An 18,987-nucleotide genomic window follows, 5' to 3' on the forward strand; every position below is an offset into this window, starting at 1 on the left:
TGTGCCTGGGAGCGGTGGGATAATCGGGGCCATGAGTATTACTTACAAAGATGCTGACGGGATTGAAGGCATGCGCCTGGCCGGCAGGCTGGCTTCCGAAGTACTGGACTACCTCGCCCCCTTCGTGAAACCGGGCGTGACCACCAATGAAATCGACCGGCTGGCCCACGACTACATGACCCAGGTCCAGGGCACCATCCCCGCGACCCTGGGCTACGGCCCCCCGGGCTATGTGCCCTACCCCAAATCGCTGTGCACCTCGGTCAACCACCAGGTCTGCCACGGCATTCCCAACGACAAACCGCTCAAAAAAGGCGACATCGTCAACATCGACGTGACGGTCATCACCAAGGACGGCTGGCACGGCGACAACAGCCGCATGTACCTGGTCGGCGAGGCCTCGATCGCCGCCAAGCGCCTGTGCAACATCACTTATGAAGCCATGTGGCAGGGCATCATGCGCGTCAAGCCCGGCGTACGCCTGGGCGACATCGGCTTCGCGATCCAGGCCTTCGCCGAAAAGCAGGGTTTTTCGGTGGTGCGCGAGTTCTGCGGCCACGGCATTGGCAAGAACTTCCATGAAGAACCCCAGGTGCTGCACTACGGCCGCCCCGGCACGCTCGAAGAACTCGTGCCCGGCATGACCTTCACCATCGAACCCATGATCAACGCCGGCAAGCGTGACATCAAGGACGGCCCCGAAAAAGACGGCTGGAGCATCGTGACGCGCGACCATTCGCTGTCCGCCCAGTGGGAACACACCATCCTGGTGACCGAGACCGGCTACGAGGTGCTGACCCTTTCCGCCGGCAGCCCGGCGATTCCGGCCTTTGTGCCGCAGCAAAGCCAGCTCCAGGCCACGGTCAGCGCCTGAGCGGGGCACCACCAGTGCCGGTACCGCGCGCGTCCTCCGACACGGCCTCTGCCACATTGAACGGCCTCGGCCCGGTGCGTGAGCAGTACAAGGCCGGCAAAGCCGCCCTGCTGGCCTCGCTGGCGGCCAGCGGCGCATCCTCGCGCGGCATCCACAGCCTGCTGCAAAAATTCGCCCGCCACGCCGACGCCACGCTGCAGGCGCTCTGGGAAGGCGCGGGCTTTCCGGCCGCGGCCTGCCTGGTCGCCGCCGGCGGTTTCGGCCGCGGCGAGCTGTTTCCCCATTCCGACGTGGACGTGCTGCTGCTGCTGCCCGACAACGCCGACGTCGACGCGGACCCCGCCCTGAAAACCAAGGTCGAGCGTTTTATCGGCGCCTGCTGGGACGTGGGCCTGGAAATCGGCTCCAGCGTGCGCACCGCTTCCGGCTGTGTCGAGGAAGCCTCCAAGGATGTCACGGTGCAGACCTCGCTGCTGGAAGCGCGCCTGGTCGCCGGTTCCAAAAAGAACTTCCAGCAACTGCAAAAACGCCTGGCCGCCGTGCTGGACCCGCAGGCCTTTTACGTGGCCAAGACCCTGGAACTGCGCCAGCGCCACAACAAGTTCGAGAACACGCCCTACTCGCTGGAGCCCAACTGCAAGGAATCGCCGGGCGGCCTGCGCGACCTGCAGGTGATCCTCTGGGTGGCGCGCGCCGCCGGCCTGGGCAAATCCTGGGACGACCTGGCCCGCAAGGGCCTGGCCACGCCCTTCGAGGTGCGGCAGATCAAGGCCAACGAGGCGCTGCTGAGCCTGATACGCGCCCGCCTGCACCTGATCGCGGGCCGGCGCGAAGACCGCCTGGTGTTCGACCTGCAGACCGCGGTAGCCGAGTCCTTTGGTTATTCGGCCGAGGCCGACGACGGCAGCAAGCTGCCGCGCCGCGCCAGCGAGGCGCTCATGAAGCGTTATTACTGGGCCGCCAAGGCCGTGACCCAGCTCAACCAGATCCTGCTGCTCAACATCGAGGAGCGGCTGAACCCCAATACCTACCCGCTGCGGCCCATCAACGAGCGCTTTTGCGACAAGGCCGGCATGCTGGAGGTGGCCAGCGACGACCTGTACGCGCGCGAACCGCACGCCATCCTCGAAACCTTTTTGGTCTACGAGACCACCGTGGGCATCAAGGGCCTGTCGGCGCGCACCCTGCGCGCGCTCTACAACGCCCGCGGGCTGATGAACAGCAAGTTCCGCAGCGACCCGGTCAACCGCGACACCTTCCGCCGCATCCTGCAGCAGCCCGAAGGCATCACACATGCGATGCGGCTCATGAACCAGACCTCGGTGCTGGGCCGCTACCTCTGGATTTTCCGCAAGATCGTCGGGCAGATGCAGCACGACCTGTTCCACGTCTACACGGTGGACCAGCACATCCTGATGGTGCTGCGCAACGTGCGGCGCTTTTTCATGGCCGAGCACTCGCACGAGTACCCGATGTGCTCGCAACTCGCGGGCGGCTGGGACAAGCCCTGGATCCTCTACATCGCCGCGCTGTTCCACGACATCGCCAAGGGCCGCGGCGGCGACCATTCAGAGCTGGGCTGCCGGGAAGTGCACATCTTCTGCCGCCAGCACGGCATCGCCGCCGAGGACGCGAAGCTGATCGAGTTCCTGGTCGGCGAGCATCTGAGCATGAGCCGCATCGCGCAAAAGGAAGACCTCAGCGACCCGGAGGTCATCGCCGCCTTTGCCAAACGCGTGGGCAACGAACGCTACCTGACGGCGCTCTACCTGCTGACGGTGGCCGACATACGCGGCACCAGCCCCAAGGTCTGGAACGCCTGGAAAGGCAAGCTGCTCGAAGACCTGTACCGCTACACGCTGCGCGTGCTGGGCGGCCGAGCGCCCGACGCGGACGCCGAAGTCGAGGCCCGCAAGCGCGAGGCCCTGACCACACTGGCCCTGCACGCCGAACCCTTCGAGGCACACAAGGCGCTCTGGGACACGCTGGACGTCAGCTATTTCATGCGCCATGAGGCCTCCGACATCGCCTGGCACGCGCGCCAGCTCTCGCGCCACGTCGGCAAGGCCAAGGCGATTGTCCGAGCGCGTCGATCCTCGGCGGGCGAAGGCATGCAGGTGCTGGTCTACACGCCCGACGCGCCCGACCTGTTCGCGCGCATATGCGGCTACTTCGACGAAGCCGGCTTCAGCATCCTGGATGCCAAGATCCACACTGCCCAGAACGGCTACGCGCTGGACACTTTCCAGGTCGTGAGCCCGACGCTGGCCGACCACTACCGCGAACTCGCGGCCATGGTAGAGGCCGACCTGGACCGCACCATCGAGGAGCCCGGCCCGCTGCCCCCGCCCGGCAAGGGCCGCGTGTCGCGCCGCGTCAAGAGCTTCCCGATCGCGCCGCGCGTGGACCTGCGGCCCGATGAAAAAGCCCAGCGCTGGCTGCTCAGCGTTTCGGCCAGCGACCGCGTGGGCCTGCTCTACCGCATCGCGCGGGTACTGGCGCGCCACCGCATCAACCTGCAGCTGGCCAAGGTCAGCACCCTGGGCGAGCGCGTGGAAGACACGTTCTTGATTGACGGCCCCGAACTGCAGCACAACAAGGCGCAGATCGCGATCGAAACGGAACTCCTGGAAGCGCTCAATACCTGAGCGTCAGACGGCCGGCTGGCGCAGGTAGCGCAGCAGCCGCCCCTTGTAGCTGCCGCCGGCCGGCAATTCGGTCACACGCATCTCGGTGCGTGAATAGCCCAGCCCATCCATTTTGCGGTTGAAGCTGGCCCGGTTGCCGCGGTCCGGGTCCACGATCAGCACCTCGGTGTGCGGCAGTGCATGCAGCTCGATGAACTGCGACAGCACCTCGGGCTGCCCGCGGTCATAGAGCACGTCGCTGCCGATGATCAGGTCAAAGCGCTCCAGCAGCGGGTTGGCACGCGACCAGTTTCCGGTCTGGTATTTCATCGCCGGCAGGTGGTTGAGCTTGAGGTTTTCGAGCAGGAACTCCGCCGCCAGCGGGTGGCAGTCGCTGGCCGTGATGTTGCCGCCGCGCCTGTGCACGACCAGGCTGGCCAGCGCCAGGCCGCAGCCCAGTTCCAGGATGCGCTTGCCCTCGAGCTCGAAGGTCAGCATGGCATGGGCCAGCACCCGGCCCGAAGGCCAGAGCAGCCCGAAGATCGGCCAGGCCGACGAAGAGATGCCTTCGCGTTCGGCCTCGCCCAGGGGATCGTGGAATTGCTGGCGGTCCAGCAGCGAACGCAGCTGCAGGTCGTCGCCGCTGCCGCTCACGGTTTCATATTTGAGCAGGTAAGGCGGCGGAGAGGCAGCTCCGGTGATGGGAACTGCTCCCGACGCGGGAGCGAGCAACATCCGGAATTTTCCTTGCGTGGCAACACGCTCAAGCGGGGCGAAATTGCCCTCAACCGGGGCCAGTGTACGCCCCCGCCGTCCCCGTCGCAGCGATGCTCACCTTGGCCTCGTCATCGGCTAACGCATCCAGACTCAGCGTTTTTCCAGCTGCTTGCCGGTCAGGCTCTTCAGAAATGCTTCGATGTCCTTGCGGTCGGCCGGCGGGATTTCCCGTCCCAGTTGATGGCGGCCCATCAACTGGATGGCCTCATCCAGGCTATCTACGGCGCCGTCATGAAAATACGGGGCGGTGATGGCGACGTTACGCAAGGAGGCGACGCGGAACACGTGCATATCTTCGTCTTTTTTGGTGACCAGCAAGCGCCCCTTGTCCACCTCGACCATGGCGCCGCGGCCCTTTTTGGCACGGTCGCCATAGTAGTCGCCGATCAGGCTGAACTTCATGAACGTGTTGCCACCCACATTGATTCCGTTGTGGCAACCCACGCAGCCGTGACTCTTGAACTTGTCGTAGCCGACTTTTTCCTGCGCGGTGATCGCTTTGTCATCTCCCTTGAGCCAGTCGTCGAAGCGCGAGGGCGTGACCAGGGAACGTTCGAAACTGACAATGGCTTCGCTTGCATTCTTCTGGGTCACGGGCTCATCACCGCCATAAATGGCTTTGAACTCGGAAACCATGGCGGGGTCGACCGCAAGGATCTGGAGCACTTTGCCCCAGTCGTGGGCCATGGTGTCGGCGTTGCCGACCGATCCCGAAATCTGGGCCTCAAGGTCCTTGGTGCGGCCCGTCCAGTTGAGTCCTGCCGTGTTGTAGCGCACATTAAAAATGGTTGGCGAATTCAGTTCACGCACCTTGCCGAATGCACTGACGGAATGCCGGCGGGAATCCGCCCCTCCAGCATGCGGGAGATGGCAGGATTGGCACGACACCGAGCCATCGCCCGAGAAACGCTTGTCCGCAAACAACTTCTCGCCCAGTTTCACTTTGGCCGGGTCAACGTCGGTCACCTTGTCCGGCAACGGAAGAATGGGTTCCGGCGAACGGGTGGCCTGGGCGATCGCAAGCAATTGGGTGGCCCCGGCTATCGTCGCCGCCAGGACGGCCAGTTTGAACAAATGCACACTCATGCTTTCTCCTTCAGGCGCTAGCCATTGACCGTTCGTCTGCTGACAATCGCAGATGGGCATAAAGCAGAGTGATCTTCTGGCGGTGCGCAACGGCCGGCGCTACGCCATACATCGGAATGTCTCTTTAATATTTCTCCATCGCCCCCGGCTGGCCGCCCTTCTTTTTAGTCGTCGTCCGACGCATCCAGCCCGGGAAAGAGTACTTCAGTGAAACCAAACTGCGTGAAATCGCGGATGCGCATGGGGTACAGCGTGCCGATCAGGTGGTCGCATTCATGCTGCACCACACGCGCATGAAAGCCTTCCACCGTGCGTTCTATCGCATCGCCATACTGGTCAAAACCGGCGTAGTGGATGCGCGAATACCGTGGCACCACGCCGCGCAACCCAGGCACCGAGAGGCAGCCTTCCCAGCCGTCCTCTTCCTCAGGGCCCAGGGGTTTGATCACCGGGTTGAGCAGCACCGTGCGCGGCACCAGCGGCGCGTCGGGGTAGCGCGGGTTCACCGCGTCGGTGCCGAAAATCACCAGTTGCAGGTCCACACCGATTTGCGGCGCCGCCAGGCCCGCGCCGTTGACGGCGCGCATGGTGTCGAACATGTCCGAGATCAGCAGGTGCAGCTCGTCGGTGTCGAAAGCGGTGACGGGCTGGGCGACACGCAGCAGCCGCGGGTCACCCATCTTGAGGATTTCGCGAATGGTCATGCGCCGATTATGGCGGCGCGAAGCCTTTTTGGCTTAGCGCCAATGCCTGTAGCCCCAGCCCCGGTAATAACCTGGCGCGGGTACCACAACCACAGGGGCGGGTTCAACATACACGGGGCGGGACGGGTAAACGGCCACGGGTGGGCCGACAGGGGCGACGACGCAACCGGACAGCAAGGCGGCCAGGCCGGCGGCCGCCACCAAGGCGGGCAAACGTTTGTTATTCATGGAGAGCTCCTGTGTGTACAGGTCTTTTCAACGTCCGGCGAGGGCCTCCGGCCTGACGTCCCGCGTGCAAACCCCGGTAACGCCATGTAAGCCGAAGCCGGCGACAGCTACTCCGTGGTGCCGGCGCTGCGGCAGACCTGGCTCACCATGCAAAGATCGTCAGGAAACGTCACTCTGACGGGCCGGCCAGCATGGCCAGCAGCGCAGCCTCATCAATCACGGGCACGCCCAGCGTTTGCGCCTTGACCAGCTTGCTGCCGGCCTCCTCGCCCGCCACCACGTAGTCGGTCTTTTTGCTGACCGAACCGGCCACCTTGCCGCCGGCGGCCTCGACCCTGTCCTTGGCCTCGTCACGGCTCAGGGTGGGCAAGGTGCCGGTGATGACAAAGGTCTTGCCCGACAGCGGCTGCGGCGCCCGGGCGGCGGGCTCGCCCTCTTCCCAGGTCACGCCGCAGGCGCGCAGCTGCTCGACCACTTCGCGGTTGTGCGGCTGCTCAAAGAAGGTGCGAATGCTTTGCGCGACGATGGGGCCCACGTCGCTGACCTCCAGCAGTTGCTCTTCCGTCGCGCCCATGATGGCATCCAGCTTGCCGAAATGCCGCGCCAGTTCCTTGGCGGTGGCTTCGCCGACGTGGCGTATGCCCAGGCCGAACAGGAAGCGCGGCAAGGTCGTCTGCTTGGACTTTTCGAGTGCTTCGAGCAGCTTGTTGGCCGACTTTTCGGCCATGCGGTCCAGCTCGGCCAACGCCGTGAGGCCCAGCTTGTAGAGGTCAGGCAGGGTACGGATGATGTTGGCGTCTACCAGTTGCTCGACCAGCTTGTCACCCAGGCCTTCGACCTCGACGGCGCGGCGGTGCGCGTAATGCAGGATGGCCTCCTTGCGCTGGGCGCCGCAGAACAGGCCGCCTGTGCAGCGGTAGTCTGCCTCGCCTTCCTCGCGCACGGCGTCCGAGCCGCAGACCGGGCATTTGCGCGGCATGCTGAACTGCGGCGCGTCCTGCACGCGTTTCTCAAGCAGCACGCTGACAACCTCGGGGATCACGTCGCCCGCGCGGCGCACGATCACGGTGTCGCCCACGCGCACGTCCTTTCTGCGCGCTTCATCCTCGTTGTGCAGCGTGGCATTGGTCACGGTGACACCACCCACGAATACCGGCGCCAGCTTGGCCACCGGTGTGAGCTTGCCGGTGCGCCCCACCTGCACCTCGATGGCCTGCACGGTGGTGAGCTGTTCTTGTGCCGGGTATTTGTGCGCCACGGCCCAACGCGGTTCGCGCGAGACAAAGCCCATCTTTTTCTGCAGCGCCAGGCTGTTGACCTTGTAGACCACGCCGTCGATGTCGTAAGGCAGGCTGTCGCGCTGCTTGCCCATGGCCTGGTGGAAGGCGATCAGCTCGGGCGCGCCCTGCGCCAGCTGCGTCTGCGTCGCCACCGGGAAACCCCAGGAGCGCAGCGTCAGCAGCAACTGGAGGTGGCTCTCGAAGGCCGGGCCGCCCTCTTCCGCCGGTGTGACCTCGCCCAGGCCGTAGGCAAAAAAGCTCAGGCGCCGCCGAGCCGCCAGGGCCGGGTCCAGCTGGCGCACACCGCCGGCCGCCGCATTGCGCGGGTTCACAAAGGTTTTTTCGCCCTTGGCGCCTTGCGCGATCTTCTCGCGCTGCTTTTCGTTGAGCGCCTCAAAATCGGCGCGGCGCATGTAAACCTCACCGCGCACTTCCATCACGGGCGGCGCATCGGCAGGCAAACGCAGCGGAATCTGGTTGATAGTGCGGATGTTCTGCGTGACGTCTTCGCCGACCTCGCCGTCACCGCGCGTGGCGGCCTGCACCAGGATGCCGTTTTCATAACGCAAGCTCATGGCCAGGCCGTCGAACTTGAGTTCGGCCACGTACTCGACCGGCGGGTCTGACTCGGCCAGGCCCAGTTCCTTGCGCACGCGGGTGTCGAAGTTCTGGGCACCGGTGGCTTCGGTATCGGTTTCGGTGCGTATGCTGAGCATGGGCAGCTTGTGGCGCACGCTGGCGAACTGGTCCAGCGGCTTGCCGCCCACGCGCTGGGTCGGCGAGTCCGGCGTCAGCAGTTCGGGGTGGGCGGCTTCAAGTTCCTGCAGCTCCCTGAACAGCCTGTCGTACTCGGCATCCGGAATCGTGGGTTCGTCAAGCACGTAGTAGCGGTGCGCGTGCAGGTGCAGCTCCGCGCGCAAGGCAGCGGCACGCGCCGCGGCGGAAGTTGGCTGCGGCGACGGTTGGGGCTGCGCAAACAGGTCTTTGGTGGCCATCAAAACACTCGAAATGGGGCGCAAGGCCGGGGAAAATCAGGAAAAAAGCCGGCGCCCCAGCACCGAGCCCGCGGATAAATCGCGGCTGTCCAGCGTGTCGTAGAGCTGCTCAAGGTCGGCGTGTATGACTTCCATGGCCTCGGGGCGGATCAGGTTGCCGTTGTCGTCGATGATCACGCCGTCCATGTTGGCGGCCAGGGCCAGCGCGGCTTCGCACATGCGGGCGAAGGGCTGCTCGGAACGCAGCACCTGGGGCACGTCCAGCGACAGCGTGAGTTCGCGCAAGGCCGTCTGTTCGGGGTCTTCGGCCATGGCGGCCTGGGTGTCGAAGGCCAGGCCCAGGATGGGCGCGTGGCCCTGCTGGCTGGCCGGCAGCACCATGCGGCCGGGAATGGAGCCGGCGACAAAACCCAGGCGTGCCGCGCTTTGCTGCACATAGCCGGGGCTCCAGGCGGTGTTGACGGCGCGCAGCGTGAAACTCAGCTGCGCGTCGTGGGCACTGGCGAACTGGTCGAGTTCGCGGGCGCGGGCGACCTCGTCCAGCATCTCGGGAAACTCGGGCTCACCGCCCACGGCGTCGGCAAAGGCCTGGGCCTTCATGACGAACTCGGAGTATTCGATCTGGTTCAGCGCGCCGGTGCGGTTGGCCAGTTGCACACCGCACTGGAAGGCGCTGTAGCGATGGCCGGCCGTGGGGAATTCCCATTCGCCAGTGATCACGCTGAGGCCTTCGACGCCGAAAGGCTTGCTGCCGGCGCGGCGCGTGCTGGGCATGGCAGCCAGCGCGGCTTCGCCCGAGACCACGCCCTCGAGGGCAACGGCCGCCATGGCGTCGATCAGGATGTCCAGCCCGGGCTTGCGCTCGGGCGTGGTGAGCCGGGTCAGCGAATTGAGGGAGGCCAGGCCCGAATCGGCGTCGAAGCTGGGCTCCAGGCGCTCCGGCTCGCCGCCTTCATCACCCTCGGTTTGTGGATGGGTTGCCGTAGCCGGTTCAGGCATAGGCACGGCCTCCGGCGTAGCACGCTTGGGCAGGTTGCGGCGCGACGACCAGGCGCTATGCGCCACGACGCCGGCCAGCACCAGCCCGCCCACCACTGCCAGACTGATCTGCAAAGTGCTCATTTTGGGATCAGGCTGCTTCTGCGAAACCGATGGCGGCTTCCATGTCCACCGCCACGATGCGCGAAACGCCCTGCTCCTGCATGGTCACGCCGATCAGCTGCTCGGCCATTTCCATGGCGATCTTGTTGTGGCTGATGAACAGGAACTGGGTTTCCTTGCTCATGGAGCGCACCAGCTTGGCGTAACGCTCGGTGTTGGCGTCGTCCAGCGGCGCGTCGACCTCGTCCAGCAGGCAGAAAGGCGCGGGGTTGAGCTGGAAGATGGCAAACACCAGCGCGATGGCCGTGAGCGCTTTTTCGCCGCCGGACAGCAGGTGGATGGTCTGATTCTTCTTGCCGGGCGGCTGGGCGATCACCTGCACGCCGGCGTCGAGAATTTCCTCGCCCGTCATCATGAGCTTGGCGTTGCCGCCGCCGAAGAGCTCGGGGAACATGCGGCCGAAATGGCCGTTCACCGTCTCGAAAGTGCTCGAGAGCAGGTCGCGCGTTTCGATGTCGATCTTCTTGATCGCATCTTCCAGCGTGGTCATGGCCTCGTTCAGGTCGGCGGACTGCGCGTCGAGGAATTGCTTGCGTTCGCGCGCGGTGCTCAACTCGTCCAGCGCGGCCAGGTTGACGGCGCCCAGCGACTGGATTTCGCGGTTGATGCGGTCGATCTCGCCCTGCAGGCCCGTGAGGCGCACATTGCCGGACTGGATGGACTGCTCCACCGCGGCAAGGTCGGCCTGGGCGTCGGCCAGCAGCTGCGCGTACTGCTCAAAGCCCAGGCGCGCGGCCTGCTCCTTGAGCTGGAACTCGGTGATGCGCTGGCGCAGCGGGTCGAGCTCGCGCTCCAGCTGCAGGCGGCGCTCGTCGCTGGCGCGCAGCTTGCTGGTCAGGTCGTCGTACTGGCTGCGCTTGGCGCCCAGGTCGGCCTCGCGCTCGAGCTTCACGCTCAGGGCGCTTTGCAGGCCGGCCTGCGCGGCGGCGTCGGTCAGGCGCGTGAGCTCTTCGCGGGCCTGCGCCTCTTCGCTGGCGATGGAGGCAGCCTGCTGGGCGGCGATGTCTATGGAGCGGGTCAGCTCTTCGCGGCGCGAGGCCAGGCTGCGCAATGCAAAGGTGGCTTCCTGGGCCTGGCGCTCGAGTGTGCGCTGCTGCTCGCGCGACTCGCCGAGCTTGCGCTCAGTTTCGATCACGCGGTCATCAAGCTGCGCATGGCGTTCCTGGCTGTCGGCCAGTTGCATGTCGAGTTCTTCAAAACGGCCCTCGGCCGTGACCTTGCGCTCCTGCAGCTCGCCGAGCTGGGCTTCGATTTCGGCCATGTCGGCCTGGATCTGCTCGCTGCGCGCGCGGGTCTGCTCGGCCAGCTGCGTAAGGCGCAGCACTTCGACCTGCAGCTCGTGGGTGCGGCTCTGGCCTTCGGCGGTTTCGCGGCGCGCCGTGGCCAGGCGCTGGGCGGCATCGGCATAGGCGGCTTCGGCGCGCACCAGGGCGGAGCGGGCTTCCTCGCTGATCAGGGCCTGGGCCTTGAGCTGCTTGTCGAGGTTTTCGATCTCCTGGGCGCGGGCCAGCAGGCCGGCCTGTTCGGAATCCTGCGCGTAAAAACTCACGCTGTGGTGCGTCACGGCATGGCCGCTCTGCACAAAAATCACCTCGCCGGCCTGCAGCTTGTCGCGCGCGGCGAGCGCGTCGTCCAGGCTGGCGGCGGTGTAGCAGCCGTTGAGCCAGTCGCCCAGCAACGCCGATTGCCCGGCGTCGTTCAAGCGCAGCAGCTCGGTCAGCGGCTTAAGGTTGATGGCCGTGTTGACGCGTGCGGGCGCGGCGGCGCTGGGCGGCGAATAAAAGGCGAGCTTGGCCGGCGGCGTGCCCTGCCCATCGCTGCCGGCAAAGCCGCGCACCATGTCGAGCCGGGAAACTTCCAGGGCGCCCAGGCGTTCGCGCAGCGCGGCTTCCAGTGCGTTCTCCCAGCCCTGCTCGATGTGGATGCGGCTCCACAGGCCCTGCAGGCCGTCCAGGCCGTGCTTGGCCAGCCAGGGCTTGAGCTTGCCGTCGGTCTTGACCTTTTCCTGCAAGGCCTTGAGCGCTTCCATGCGCGCCGACAGGTCGGCCCGCTTGGCGGATTCGGTGTTGACGGTGTGCTGCAGCGTGCGGCGCTCTTCGTCGAGCTGCGGCACGCTGTCGGTCAGCTCGTGCAGGCGGGCCTCGGCTTCGGCCTGGGCTTCCTGCGCGGCGGCGAACTGGGTGTTCAGGTTGGCCAGCCGGGCTTCGTCGGGCGCGTTCAGCGCGTTGCGGTCGGCGGTGAGCTTTTCCAGGCGCAGGCCCAGGCTGCGCGACTGCTCTTCGATGTTGCGCTGGTCGGCGGCCAGCACCTGGATCTGCTGCTGCACCTGGCCCACGCTGGCGCGCTGCTCGTTGGCCTTGGCCTGGGCCTGGCGCAGCGCATCTTCGAGCGCGGGCAGCTGCGTCTGGTGTTCTTCGGTCTGCGCGGCCAGCAGTTCGGCCTTTTCCTCGGCCTCGATGGCTTGCGCGGCCAGGCTTTCGGTTTCGACGGCGGCGTCTTCCTTGCGGGTGGCCCACTGCGCGGTCTGTTCCTTGAGCTGGTTCAGCCGCTGCTCGACGCGCTGGCGGCCGTCGACCACAAAGCGGATCTCGGCTTCCAGCCGGCCGACTTCGGCGCTGGCTTCATAAAGCTTGCCCTGGGCCTGGTTGACCTGGTCGCCGGCCGCATAGTGGGCCTGGCGAATGGTTTCCAGGTCGGCCTCGATGTGGCGCAGGTCGGCCACGCGGCTTTCCAGGTCGTTCACGGCTTTTTCGGCATCGGCCTTGACCTTGGACTGGTCGGCCTCGCTTTCGGCGCGCTTCAAGAACCACAGCTGGTGCTGCTTGAGGCTGGCGTCGGCGTGCAGGGTGTTGTAGCGCAGGGCCACTTCTGCCTGCTTTTCGAGCCGGTCGAGGTTGGCGTTGAGTTCGCGCAGGATGTCCTCGACGCGGGTCAGGTTCTCGCGGGTGTCGGACAGGCGGTTGGCGGTCTCGCGGCGGCGTTCCTTGTACTTGGAGACGCCGGCGGCTTCCTCGAGGAAGAGGCGCAGCTCTTCGGGCTTGGACTCGATGATGCGGCTGATGGTGCCCTGGCCGATGATGGCGTAGGCGCGCGGGCCCAGGCCGGTGCCCAGGAACACGTCCTGCACGTCGCGGCGGCGCACCGGCTGGTTGTTGATGTAGTAGCTGGAGGTGCCGTCGCGCGTCAGCACGCGCTTGACGGCGATCTCGACAAACTGGCCCCACTGGCCGCCGGCGCGGTGGTCGGCGTTGTCGAACACCAGTTCCACACTGGAGCGGCTGGCCGGCTTGCGCGTGGTGGTGCCGTTGAAGATGACGTCCTGCATGGACTCGCCGCGCAGTTCGGAGGCCTTGCTCTCACCGAGCACCCAGCGCACCGCGTCCATGATGTTGGACTTGCCGCAGCCGTTGGGGCCTACCACACCCACCAATTGGCCCGGCAAGACAAAATTGGTGGGCTCCGCGAATGACTTGAAACCTGATAGCTTGATCGAATTGAGACGCACGGCTGTCCCTGTTTTTATGAGCTTGAGCGTAGCCCGAGGCTAACTCGTTGATTTTTATAGCGTTTTACGGCAAACGCTGACATATCGGGCGCCGCTTTCGGCAAGCGGCACGGTCCGTCATGTTACCCGAGCGGGACCGGGATTTTGCCGGGAAAAAGGCCCTTGACGGGGCCGGCGTGAAACACTTTGCTTCGCACCGCGCGCGCCCGGCCCGGGCGCCTTCCGTCCCGTCATGGCAGTCCGGCCCTAAACCACCCTCGCCAGCGCCGCTGCCGCGGCATGGGGTCTGGCGCTCAAGCTATCAATTTGGCAGCAACCTGACCCCCTTGGACATGCGGGTCGGGTGGCCAGTCGTTTTGGGGCCGGGCCAAGGCTGGATAATCCGGGTATGAATCCCTTGCTTTCACGCCTCCAGCCCTATCCTTTTGAGCGGCTGCGCCAGCTGCACGCCGACGTCACCCCCAATCCCGCCTTCAAAGCCATCAGCCTGGGCATAGGCGAGCCCCGCCATGCCACACCGCAGCTGATCAAGGATGCGCTGACGGCCAGCCTCAGCGGCCTGGCCAGCTACCCCGGCACCCTGGGCGAGCCCAAATTGCGCCAGGCCATGGCCGACTGGGTGGCCCGCCGCTACGACCTCAAGCTGGACCCTGCCACGCAGATCCTGCCCGTCAACGGCTCACGCGAAGCACTGTTTTCGCTCGCGCAGACCGTGCTGGACGCCGGCAAGCCCGGGGCCACCGTGGTCTGTCCCAACCCGTTCTATCAAATCTACGAGGGCGCGGCCCTGCTGGCGGGCGCCCAGACCTGGTTTGCCCCCAGCGACCCGGCACGCAACTTCGCGGTCGACTGGGCCGGTGTGCCCGAGGCGGTCTGGGCCAAGACCCAGCTGGTGTTTGTCTGCTCGCCGGGCAACCCCACGGGCGCCGTGATGTCGCTGTCCGAGTGGAAACTGCTGTTCGAGCTCAGCGACCGCCACGGTTTCGTGATCGCCTCCGACGAGTGCTACAGCGAGATCTACTTCCGCGACGAGGCGCCCCTGGGCGGCCTGCAGGCGGCGGCCGCGCTGGGCCGGCATGACTTCAAGAACCTGGTTTCGCTGACCAGCCTCTCCAAACGCAGCAACGTGCCGGGCCTGCGCAGCGGCTTTGTGGCCGGTGACGCCGCCCTGATCAAGCCCTTTTTGCTCTACCGCACCTACCACGGCAGTGCCATGAGCCCTATCGTGCAGGCGGCCAGCATCGCGGCCTGGAACGACGAGCAGCACGTAGTAGCCAACCGCACGATGTACCGCGAAAAATTCGCCCAGGTCACGCCCATGCTCTCGGCCGTGATGGACGTCGCCCTGCCCGACGCCGGCTTTTACCTGTGGGCCGGAATCCCCGCGTCTTTCAAGGGCTCGGACACCGCGTTTTCGCGCGAGCTGCTCGCTCTCTACAATGTCGTGGTGTTGCCGGGCAGTTACCTGGCGCGCGACGCGCAGGGGCACAATCCCGGCGCCGGCAGAATCCGCATGGCGCTGGTGGCAGAAACCGCAGAATGCGTGGAAGCGGCGCAGCGCATCGTTCAGTTCATCCAATCCAAAGTTCACTGAAAACAAGACCGAAACCAACATGACACAAGACAACCTGCAAAGCACCATTGACGCGGCCTGGGAAAATCGCGCGAACCTCTCGCCCCAGTCGGCTCCCAAGGAAGTGCTGGACGCCGTCGAGCACACCATCGCCCAGCTCAACAGCGGCAAGCTGCGTGTGGCCACCCGCGAAGGCGTGGGCCAGTGGACCACCCACCAGTGGATCAAGAAGGCCGTGCTGCTGAGCTTTCGCCTGAAGGACAACGAACTGATGCGCGCCGGCGACCTGGGCTTTTTCGACAAGGTGCCCACCAAGTTCGCCCACCTGAGCGAAGCCGAAATGCGCGCCACCGGCGTGCGCGTGGTGCCTCCCGCCGTGGCGCGCCGCGGCAGCTACATCGCCAAGGGCGCGATCCTGATGCCCAGCTACGTCAACATCGGCGCCTGGGTCGGCGAAGGCACCATGGTCGACACCTGGGCCACCGTGGGCAGCTGCGCGCAGGTCGGCAACAACGTCCACCTCTCCGGCGGCGTGGGCCTGGGCGGCGTGCTCGAACCCCTGCAGGCCAACCCCACCATCATTGAAGACAACTGCTTCATAGGCGCGCGCTCCGAAGTCGTCGAAGGCGTGATCGTCGAAGAAAACTCGGTCATCTCCATGGGCGTCTACATCGGCCAGAGCACGCCGATTTACGACCGCGAAGCCGACACGGTCTCCTACGGCCGCATCCCCGCGGGTTCCGTGGTGGTCTCGGGTAACCTGCCCAAGGCCGGCGGCAAGTACAGCATGTACTGCGCGGTGATCGTCAAGCGCGTGGACGCGAAAACCCGTTCCACGACGAGCCTGAACGATTTGCTCAGGGACTGAAACACGGGTCTTTGGGCTTGATGACACATATTGAATTGCATGGGAGCGGACTATGAGCACGATGGAAAGAATCCTTCGCTTGATGGCGGACAAAAAAGCGTCGGACGTTTACCTGTCGGCCCATTCGCCCGCCCTGATCAAGATCAACGGCCAGGCCATTCCCATCAATGCGCAAATCCTGCCGCCGGACGCGCCGCGAAACCTGCTGGCCGAGGTGCTGCCGCCCGAGCGCATCGAGGAGATGGAGGAAATCGGCGAGCTCAACATGGCGCTGCCCATCGCCGGCCTGGGCAATTTCCGGATCAGCGCCTTCCGCCAGCGCAGCACCTATGCCGCGGTGATCCGCTTCATCCCCACGGAAATTCCGCCGCTCGACAGCCTGAACGTGCCGCCCATCCTGGCCGACCTGATCATGGAAAAGCGCGGGCTGCTGCTGATGGTGGGCTCCACCGGCGCCGGCAAGAGCACCACGCTGGCCGCGATGATGGACCGCCGCAACGAGATCTCGCTGGGCCACATTCTCACGATCGAGGACCCGGTCGAGTTCCTGTTCACCAACAAGAAGTCGGTGGTCAACCAGCGCGAAGTCGGCAGCGACACGCAATCCCTGCAGGTGGCGCTAAAAAATGCGCTGCGCCAGGCGCCCGACGTGATCCTGATCGGTGAAATCCGCGACCGCGAAACCATGTCTGCCGCCATTGCCTATGCGCAGTCGGGCCACCTGTGCCTGGCCACCATGCACGCCAACAACAGCTACCAGGCGCTCAACCGTATCCTGAGCTTTTACCCGGTCGAGGTGCGCAGCACCATGCTGGGCGACCTGGCCGCGGCCCTCAAGGCCATCGTGTCGCAGCGCCTGCTGCGCACGCAGGACGGCGGCCGCACGCCGGCGGTGGAGGTCATGCTCAACACCAAGCTGATCGCCGAACTGATTGAAAAAGGCGACTTCTCCGGCGTCAAGGAAGCCATGGAAAAATCCATGGCCGAGGGCTCCCAGACCTTCGAGCAGGACATCGCCAAACTGATCGTGGACGGCACCGTCACGCGCAAGGAAGGCATCCTGTACGCCGACTCGCCGACCAACCTGATGTGGCGCCTCGAGAATGACTTTGCCGTCAAGGCCAAGATGCTGGAGCCCGAGGAAGATCCGGATGACGAACCGTCCTTCACCGAAATCACGCTGGACGTGAAGCACTAGAAAAAACACGACGGCGCTCGTCTCTTCGGGCCGACTCGAACGCGACTGAACGACCATGTCCCGAACCCTGCACCTCGCCGAGCAACTGATTGCCCGCCCTTCCGTCACGCCCGACGACGCCGGCTGCCAGGCCTTGCTGATTGAACGCCTGGCGCCTCTGGGCTTCCAGTGCGAAACCATTGTCAGCGGCCCCGAGAGTTTTCGCGTGACCAATCTCTGGGCCAAGCGCGCAGGCAAGGCCTCCGGCCCTGCGGCGCCGGCCAAAACCCTGGTGTTCGCCGGCCACACCGACGTCGTGCCCACCGGCCCGCTGGACCAATGGCTGAGCCATCCCTTCACACCCAGCCACCGCGACGGCATGCTCTACGGCCGCGGCGCCGCCGACATGAAAACCTCCATCGCGGCCATGGTGGTGGCGGTCGAGGAATTCCTGGCCGCCGATCCCGACCCGGCCCTGTCCGTCGCCTTCCTGGTCACCAGCGACGAGGAAGGCCCGGCGGTCGACGGTACGGTCATGGTCTGCGAGCAGCTCAAGGCGCGCGGCGAGGTACTGGACTATTGCATCGTGGGCGAACCCACCTCCGTCGCCCAGGTGGGCGACATGATCAAGAACGGGCGACGCGGCACCCTTAGCGGCAAGCTCACCGTCAAGGGTGTGCAAGGCCATATCGCCTATCCGCACCTGGCCAGAAACCCCATCCACCTGTTCGCGCCGGCGCTGGCCGAGCTGGTGGCCACCCAGTGGGACGCAGGCAATGCCTTCTTTCCCGCCACCAGCTGGCAGGTGTCCAACATCCATGGCGGCACCGGCGCATCCAACGTGATTCCGGGCGACCTGGTGGTGGATTTCAACTTCCGCTTCTGCACCGAGTCCACCCCTGAAAGCCTGCAACAGCGCGTGCAGGCCTTGCTAAGCCGGCACCAGCTCGATTACGACCTCAAATGGACGCTGGGCGGCCTGCCCTTTTTGACCACACCCGGCACGCTGGTCGACGCGGTGCGCGGTGCCATCGAGGCCGAAACCGGGCTGCAGACCGAACTCTCCACCACCGGCGGCACCAGCGACGGCCGTTTCATCGCCAAGATCTGCCCGCAGGTCATCGAGTTCGGCCCCCTCAACGCCACCATCCACAAAATCAACGAGCATGTGCCCGTGAGCTCGCTAGCCCCGCTCAAGAACATCTACAAGGGCGTGCTGGAACGGCTGGCCGCGGCATGACCCAAACCGCGACACCCCTGACGGTGCTGGCGCTGGTCGAGCAGATGGCGGCCAGGCTGGACGCAGCGGGCCTGAGTTTTGCCGATGGCTTCGGCCAGGGTACGACCAACGCCTTTGACGAGGCCGCCTGGCTGGTGCTCTGGAAGCTGGGCCTGCCGCTGGACGACCTTGATTCGGTGGAGACCCGGGCGGTGACCCCTGAAGAAGAAGCCCATGTCGCCGCGCTGCTGGACGCGCGCATCAGCACCCGAAAACCCGCTGCCTACCTCACGAACGAAGCCTGGCTGATGGGCCTGCCCTTTTACGTCGACGAGCGCGTGATCATCCCGCGCTCCCTGATCGCCGAACTGCTGGCCGACGCCAGCATAGACCCCTGGCTGGGCGAACATACGCATCGTGTGCTTGACCTGTGCACCGGCAACGGCAGCCTGGCCGTGCTGGCCGCCATCACCTATCCCGACGTCGTGGTAGAAGCCGCCGACATCAGCCTGGACGCGCTGGCGGTGGCCCGCATCAACGTGGATCGCCACCACCTGGACAGCCGCATCACGCTGCTTGAGTCCGACGGCCTGGCCGCCTGCGCGGGCGAGTACGACCTGATCTTGTGCAATCCGCCCTATGTCAACGCGGCCAGCATGGCCGCCCTGCCCCCTGAATTCCGCGCGGAACCGGGCCTGGCGCTGGCCGGCGGCGCCGACGGCATGGACTTTATTCGAGGCCTTCTTCAAAACGCAGCGCGCCATATGAGCGAAAATGCGGTCCTGGTGCTGGAAATCGGCAATGAGCGCGAGAATTTCGAGCGCGCCTTCCCGATGCTTGAACCGCTGTGGTTCGAAACCAGCTCGGGTGCCGACCAGGTCTTGCTGCTGACGCGCGAACAACTGGCTTGATG

14 protein-coding genes are annotated in these 18,987 nt (G+C 65.4%); 7 read left to right on the forward strand and 7 right to left on the reverse strand.

Features of this window, described 5'->3' with window-relative positions:
* Window positions 1-31: 31 nt before the first annotated feature.
* Together map and AC1D0O_RS02040 are read left to right on the forward strand one after the other, a co-directional pair.
* Entirely contained in the window at window positions 32-874 is an 843-nt protein-coding gene (map, locus tag AC1D0O_RS02035; protein WP_477651882.1) for a type I methionyl aminopeptidase, read from the forward strand.
* Window positions 875-930: 56 nt separating this feature from the next.
* Entirely contained in the window at window positions 931-3,522 is a 2,592-nt protein-coding gene (locus tag AC1D0O_RS02040) for a [protein-PII] uridylyltransferase (protein ID WP_477651883.1), read from the forward strand.
* Between the two features lie 3 nt (window positions 3,523-3,525).
* On the opposite strand, the gene AC1D0O_RS02045 is transcribed toward AC1D0O_RS02040, so the two are convergent.
* The 7 genes from AC1D0O_RS02045 to smc form a co-directional block, all read right to left on the reverse strand.
* Window positions 3,526-4,236, reverse strand: coding sequence for a class I SAM-dependent methyltransferase (locus tag AC1D0O_RS02045; RefSeq protein ID WP_477651884.1), 711 nt, complete (start codon window positions 4,234-4,236; stop codon window positions 3,526-3,528).
* 132 nt (window positions 4,237-4,368) lie between these two features.
* The gene (locus tag AC1D0O_RS02050; protein ID WP_477651885.1) at window positions 4,369-5,364 is read right to left on the reverse strand and encodes a cytochrome-c peroxidase; all 996 of its coding nucleotides are present in this window, start codon (window positions 5,362-5,364) and stop codon (window positions 4,369-4,371) included.
* A gap of 164 nt (window positions 5,365-5,528) precedes the next feature.
* Window positions 5,529-6,068 carry a peptide deformylase gene (gene def, locus AC1D0O_RS02055; protein ID WP_411879299.1) on the reverse strand — a complete coding sequence of 180 codons (540 nt, stop codon included), beginning with the start codon at window positions 6,066-6,068 and terminating at the stop codon, window positions 5,529-5,531.
* A gap of 33 nt (window positions 6,069-6,101) precedes the next feature.
* Window positions 6,102-6,296, reverse strand: a complete 195-nt coding sequence (locus AC1D0O_RS02060) for a hypothetical protein (protein ID WP_477651886.1) — start codon at window positions 6,294-6,296, stop codon at window positions 6,102-6,104.
* Between the two features lie 169 nt (window positions 6,297-6,465).
* Window positions 6,466-8,571 carry an NAD-dependent DNA ligase LigA gene (ligA, locus tag AC1D0O_RS02065; RefSeq protein ID WP_477651887.1) on the reverse strand — a complete coding sequence of 702 codons (2,106 nt, stop codon included), beginning with the start codon at window positions 8,569-8,571 and terminating at the stop codon, window positions 6,466-6,468.
* A gap of 36 nt (window positions 8,572-8,607) precedes the next feature.
* Window positions 8,608-9,693: a cell division protein ZipA C-terminal FtsZ-binding domain-containing protein gene (locus tag AC1D0O_RS02070; RefSeq protein WP_477651888.1), complete on the reverse strand. Its 1,086-nt coding sequence runs from the start codon at window positions 9,691-9,693 to the stop codon at window positions 8,608-8,610.
* A gap of 7 nt (window positions 9,694-9,700) precedes the next feature.
* Complete coding sequence (gene smc, locus AC1D0O_RS02075) at window positions 9,701-13,237, reverse strand: chromosome segregation protein SMC (protein WP_477651889.1); 3,537 nt, start codon at window positions 13,235-13,237, stop codon at window positions 9,701-9,703.
* 388 nt (window positions 13,238-13,625) lie between these two features.
* On the opposite strand from smc, the gene dapC reads away from it, so the two are divergent.
* Genes dapC through prmB form a run of 5 tightly spaced genes read left to right on the forward strand, consistent with a single transcriptional unit; the run spans window position 13,626 to window position 18,985 of the window.
* Complete coding sequence (gene dapC / locus AC1D0O_RS02080; protein ID WP_477651890.1) at window positions 13,626-14,831, forward strand: succinyldiaminopimelate transaminase; 1,206 nt, start codon at window positions 13,626-13,628, stop codon at window positions 14,829-14,831.
* Between the two features lie 19 nt (window positions 14,832-14,850).
* Window positions 14,851-15,678 carry a 2,3,4,5-tetrahydropyridine-2,6-dicarboxylate N-succinyltransferase gene (gene dapD, locus AC1D0O_RS02085; RefSeq protein ID WP_477651891.1) on the forward strand — a complete coding sequence of 276 codons (828 nt, stop codon included), beginning with the start codon at window positions 14,851-14,853 and terminating at the stop codon, window positions 15,676-15,678.
* 52 nt (window positions 15,679-15,730) lie between these two features.
* On the forward strand, window positions 15,731-16,876 hold the full coding sequence (locus AC1D0O_RS02090; protein WP_477651892.1) for a PilT/PilU family type 4a pilus ATPase: 1,146 nt from the start codon (window positions 15,731-15,733) through the stop codon (window positions 16,874-16,876).
* A 55-nt stretch (window positions 16,877-16,931) separates the two neighbouring features.
* Window positions 16,932-18,095: a succinyl-diaminopimelate desuccinylase gene (dapE, locus tag AC1D0O_RS02095; RefSeq protein ID WP_477651893.1), complete on the forward strand. Its 1,164-nt coding sequence runs from the start codon at window positions 16,932-16,934 to the stop codon at window positions 18,093-18,095.
* Entirely contained in the window at window positions 18,092-18,985 is an 894-nt protein-coding gene (prmB, locus tag AC1D0O_RS02100; protein WP_477651894.1) for a 50S ribosomal protein L3 N(5)-glutamine methyltransferase, read from the forward strand. The genes dapE and prmB overlap by 4 nt, the downstream gene beginning before the upstream one ends.
* The last annotated feature ends 2 nt before the right edge of the window (window positions 18,986-18,987 follow it).

The sequence above is a fragment of the Polaromonas sp. P1_F2 genome (genome assembly GCF_056405735.1).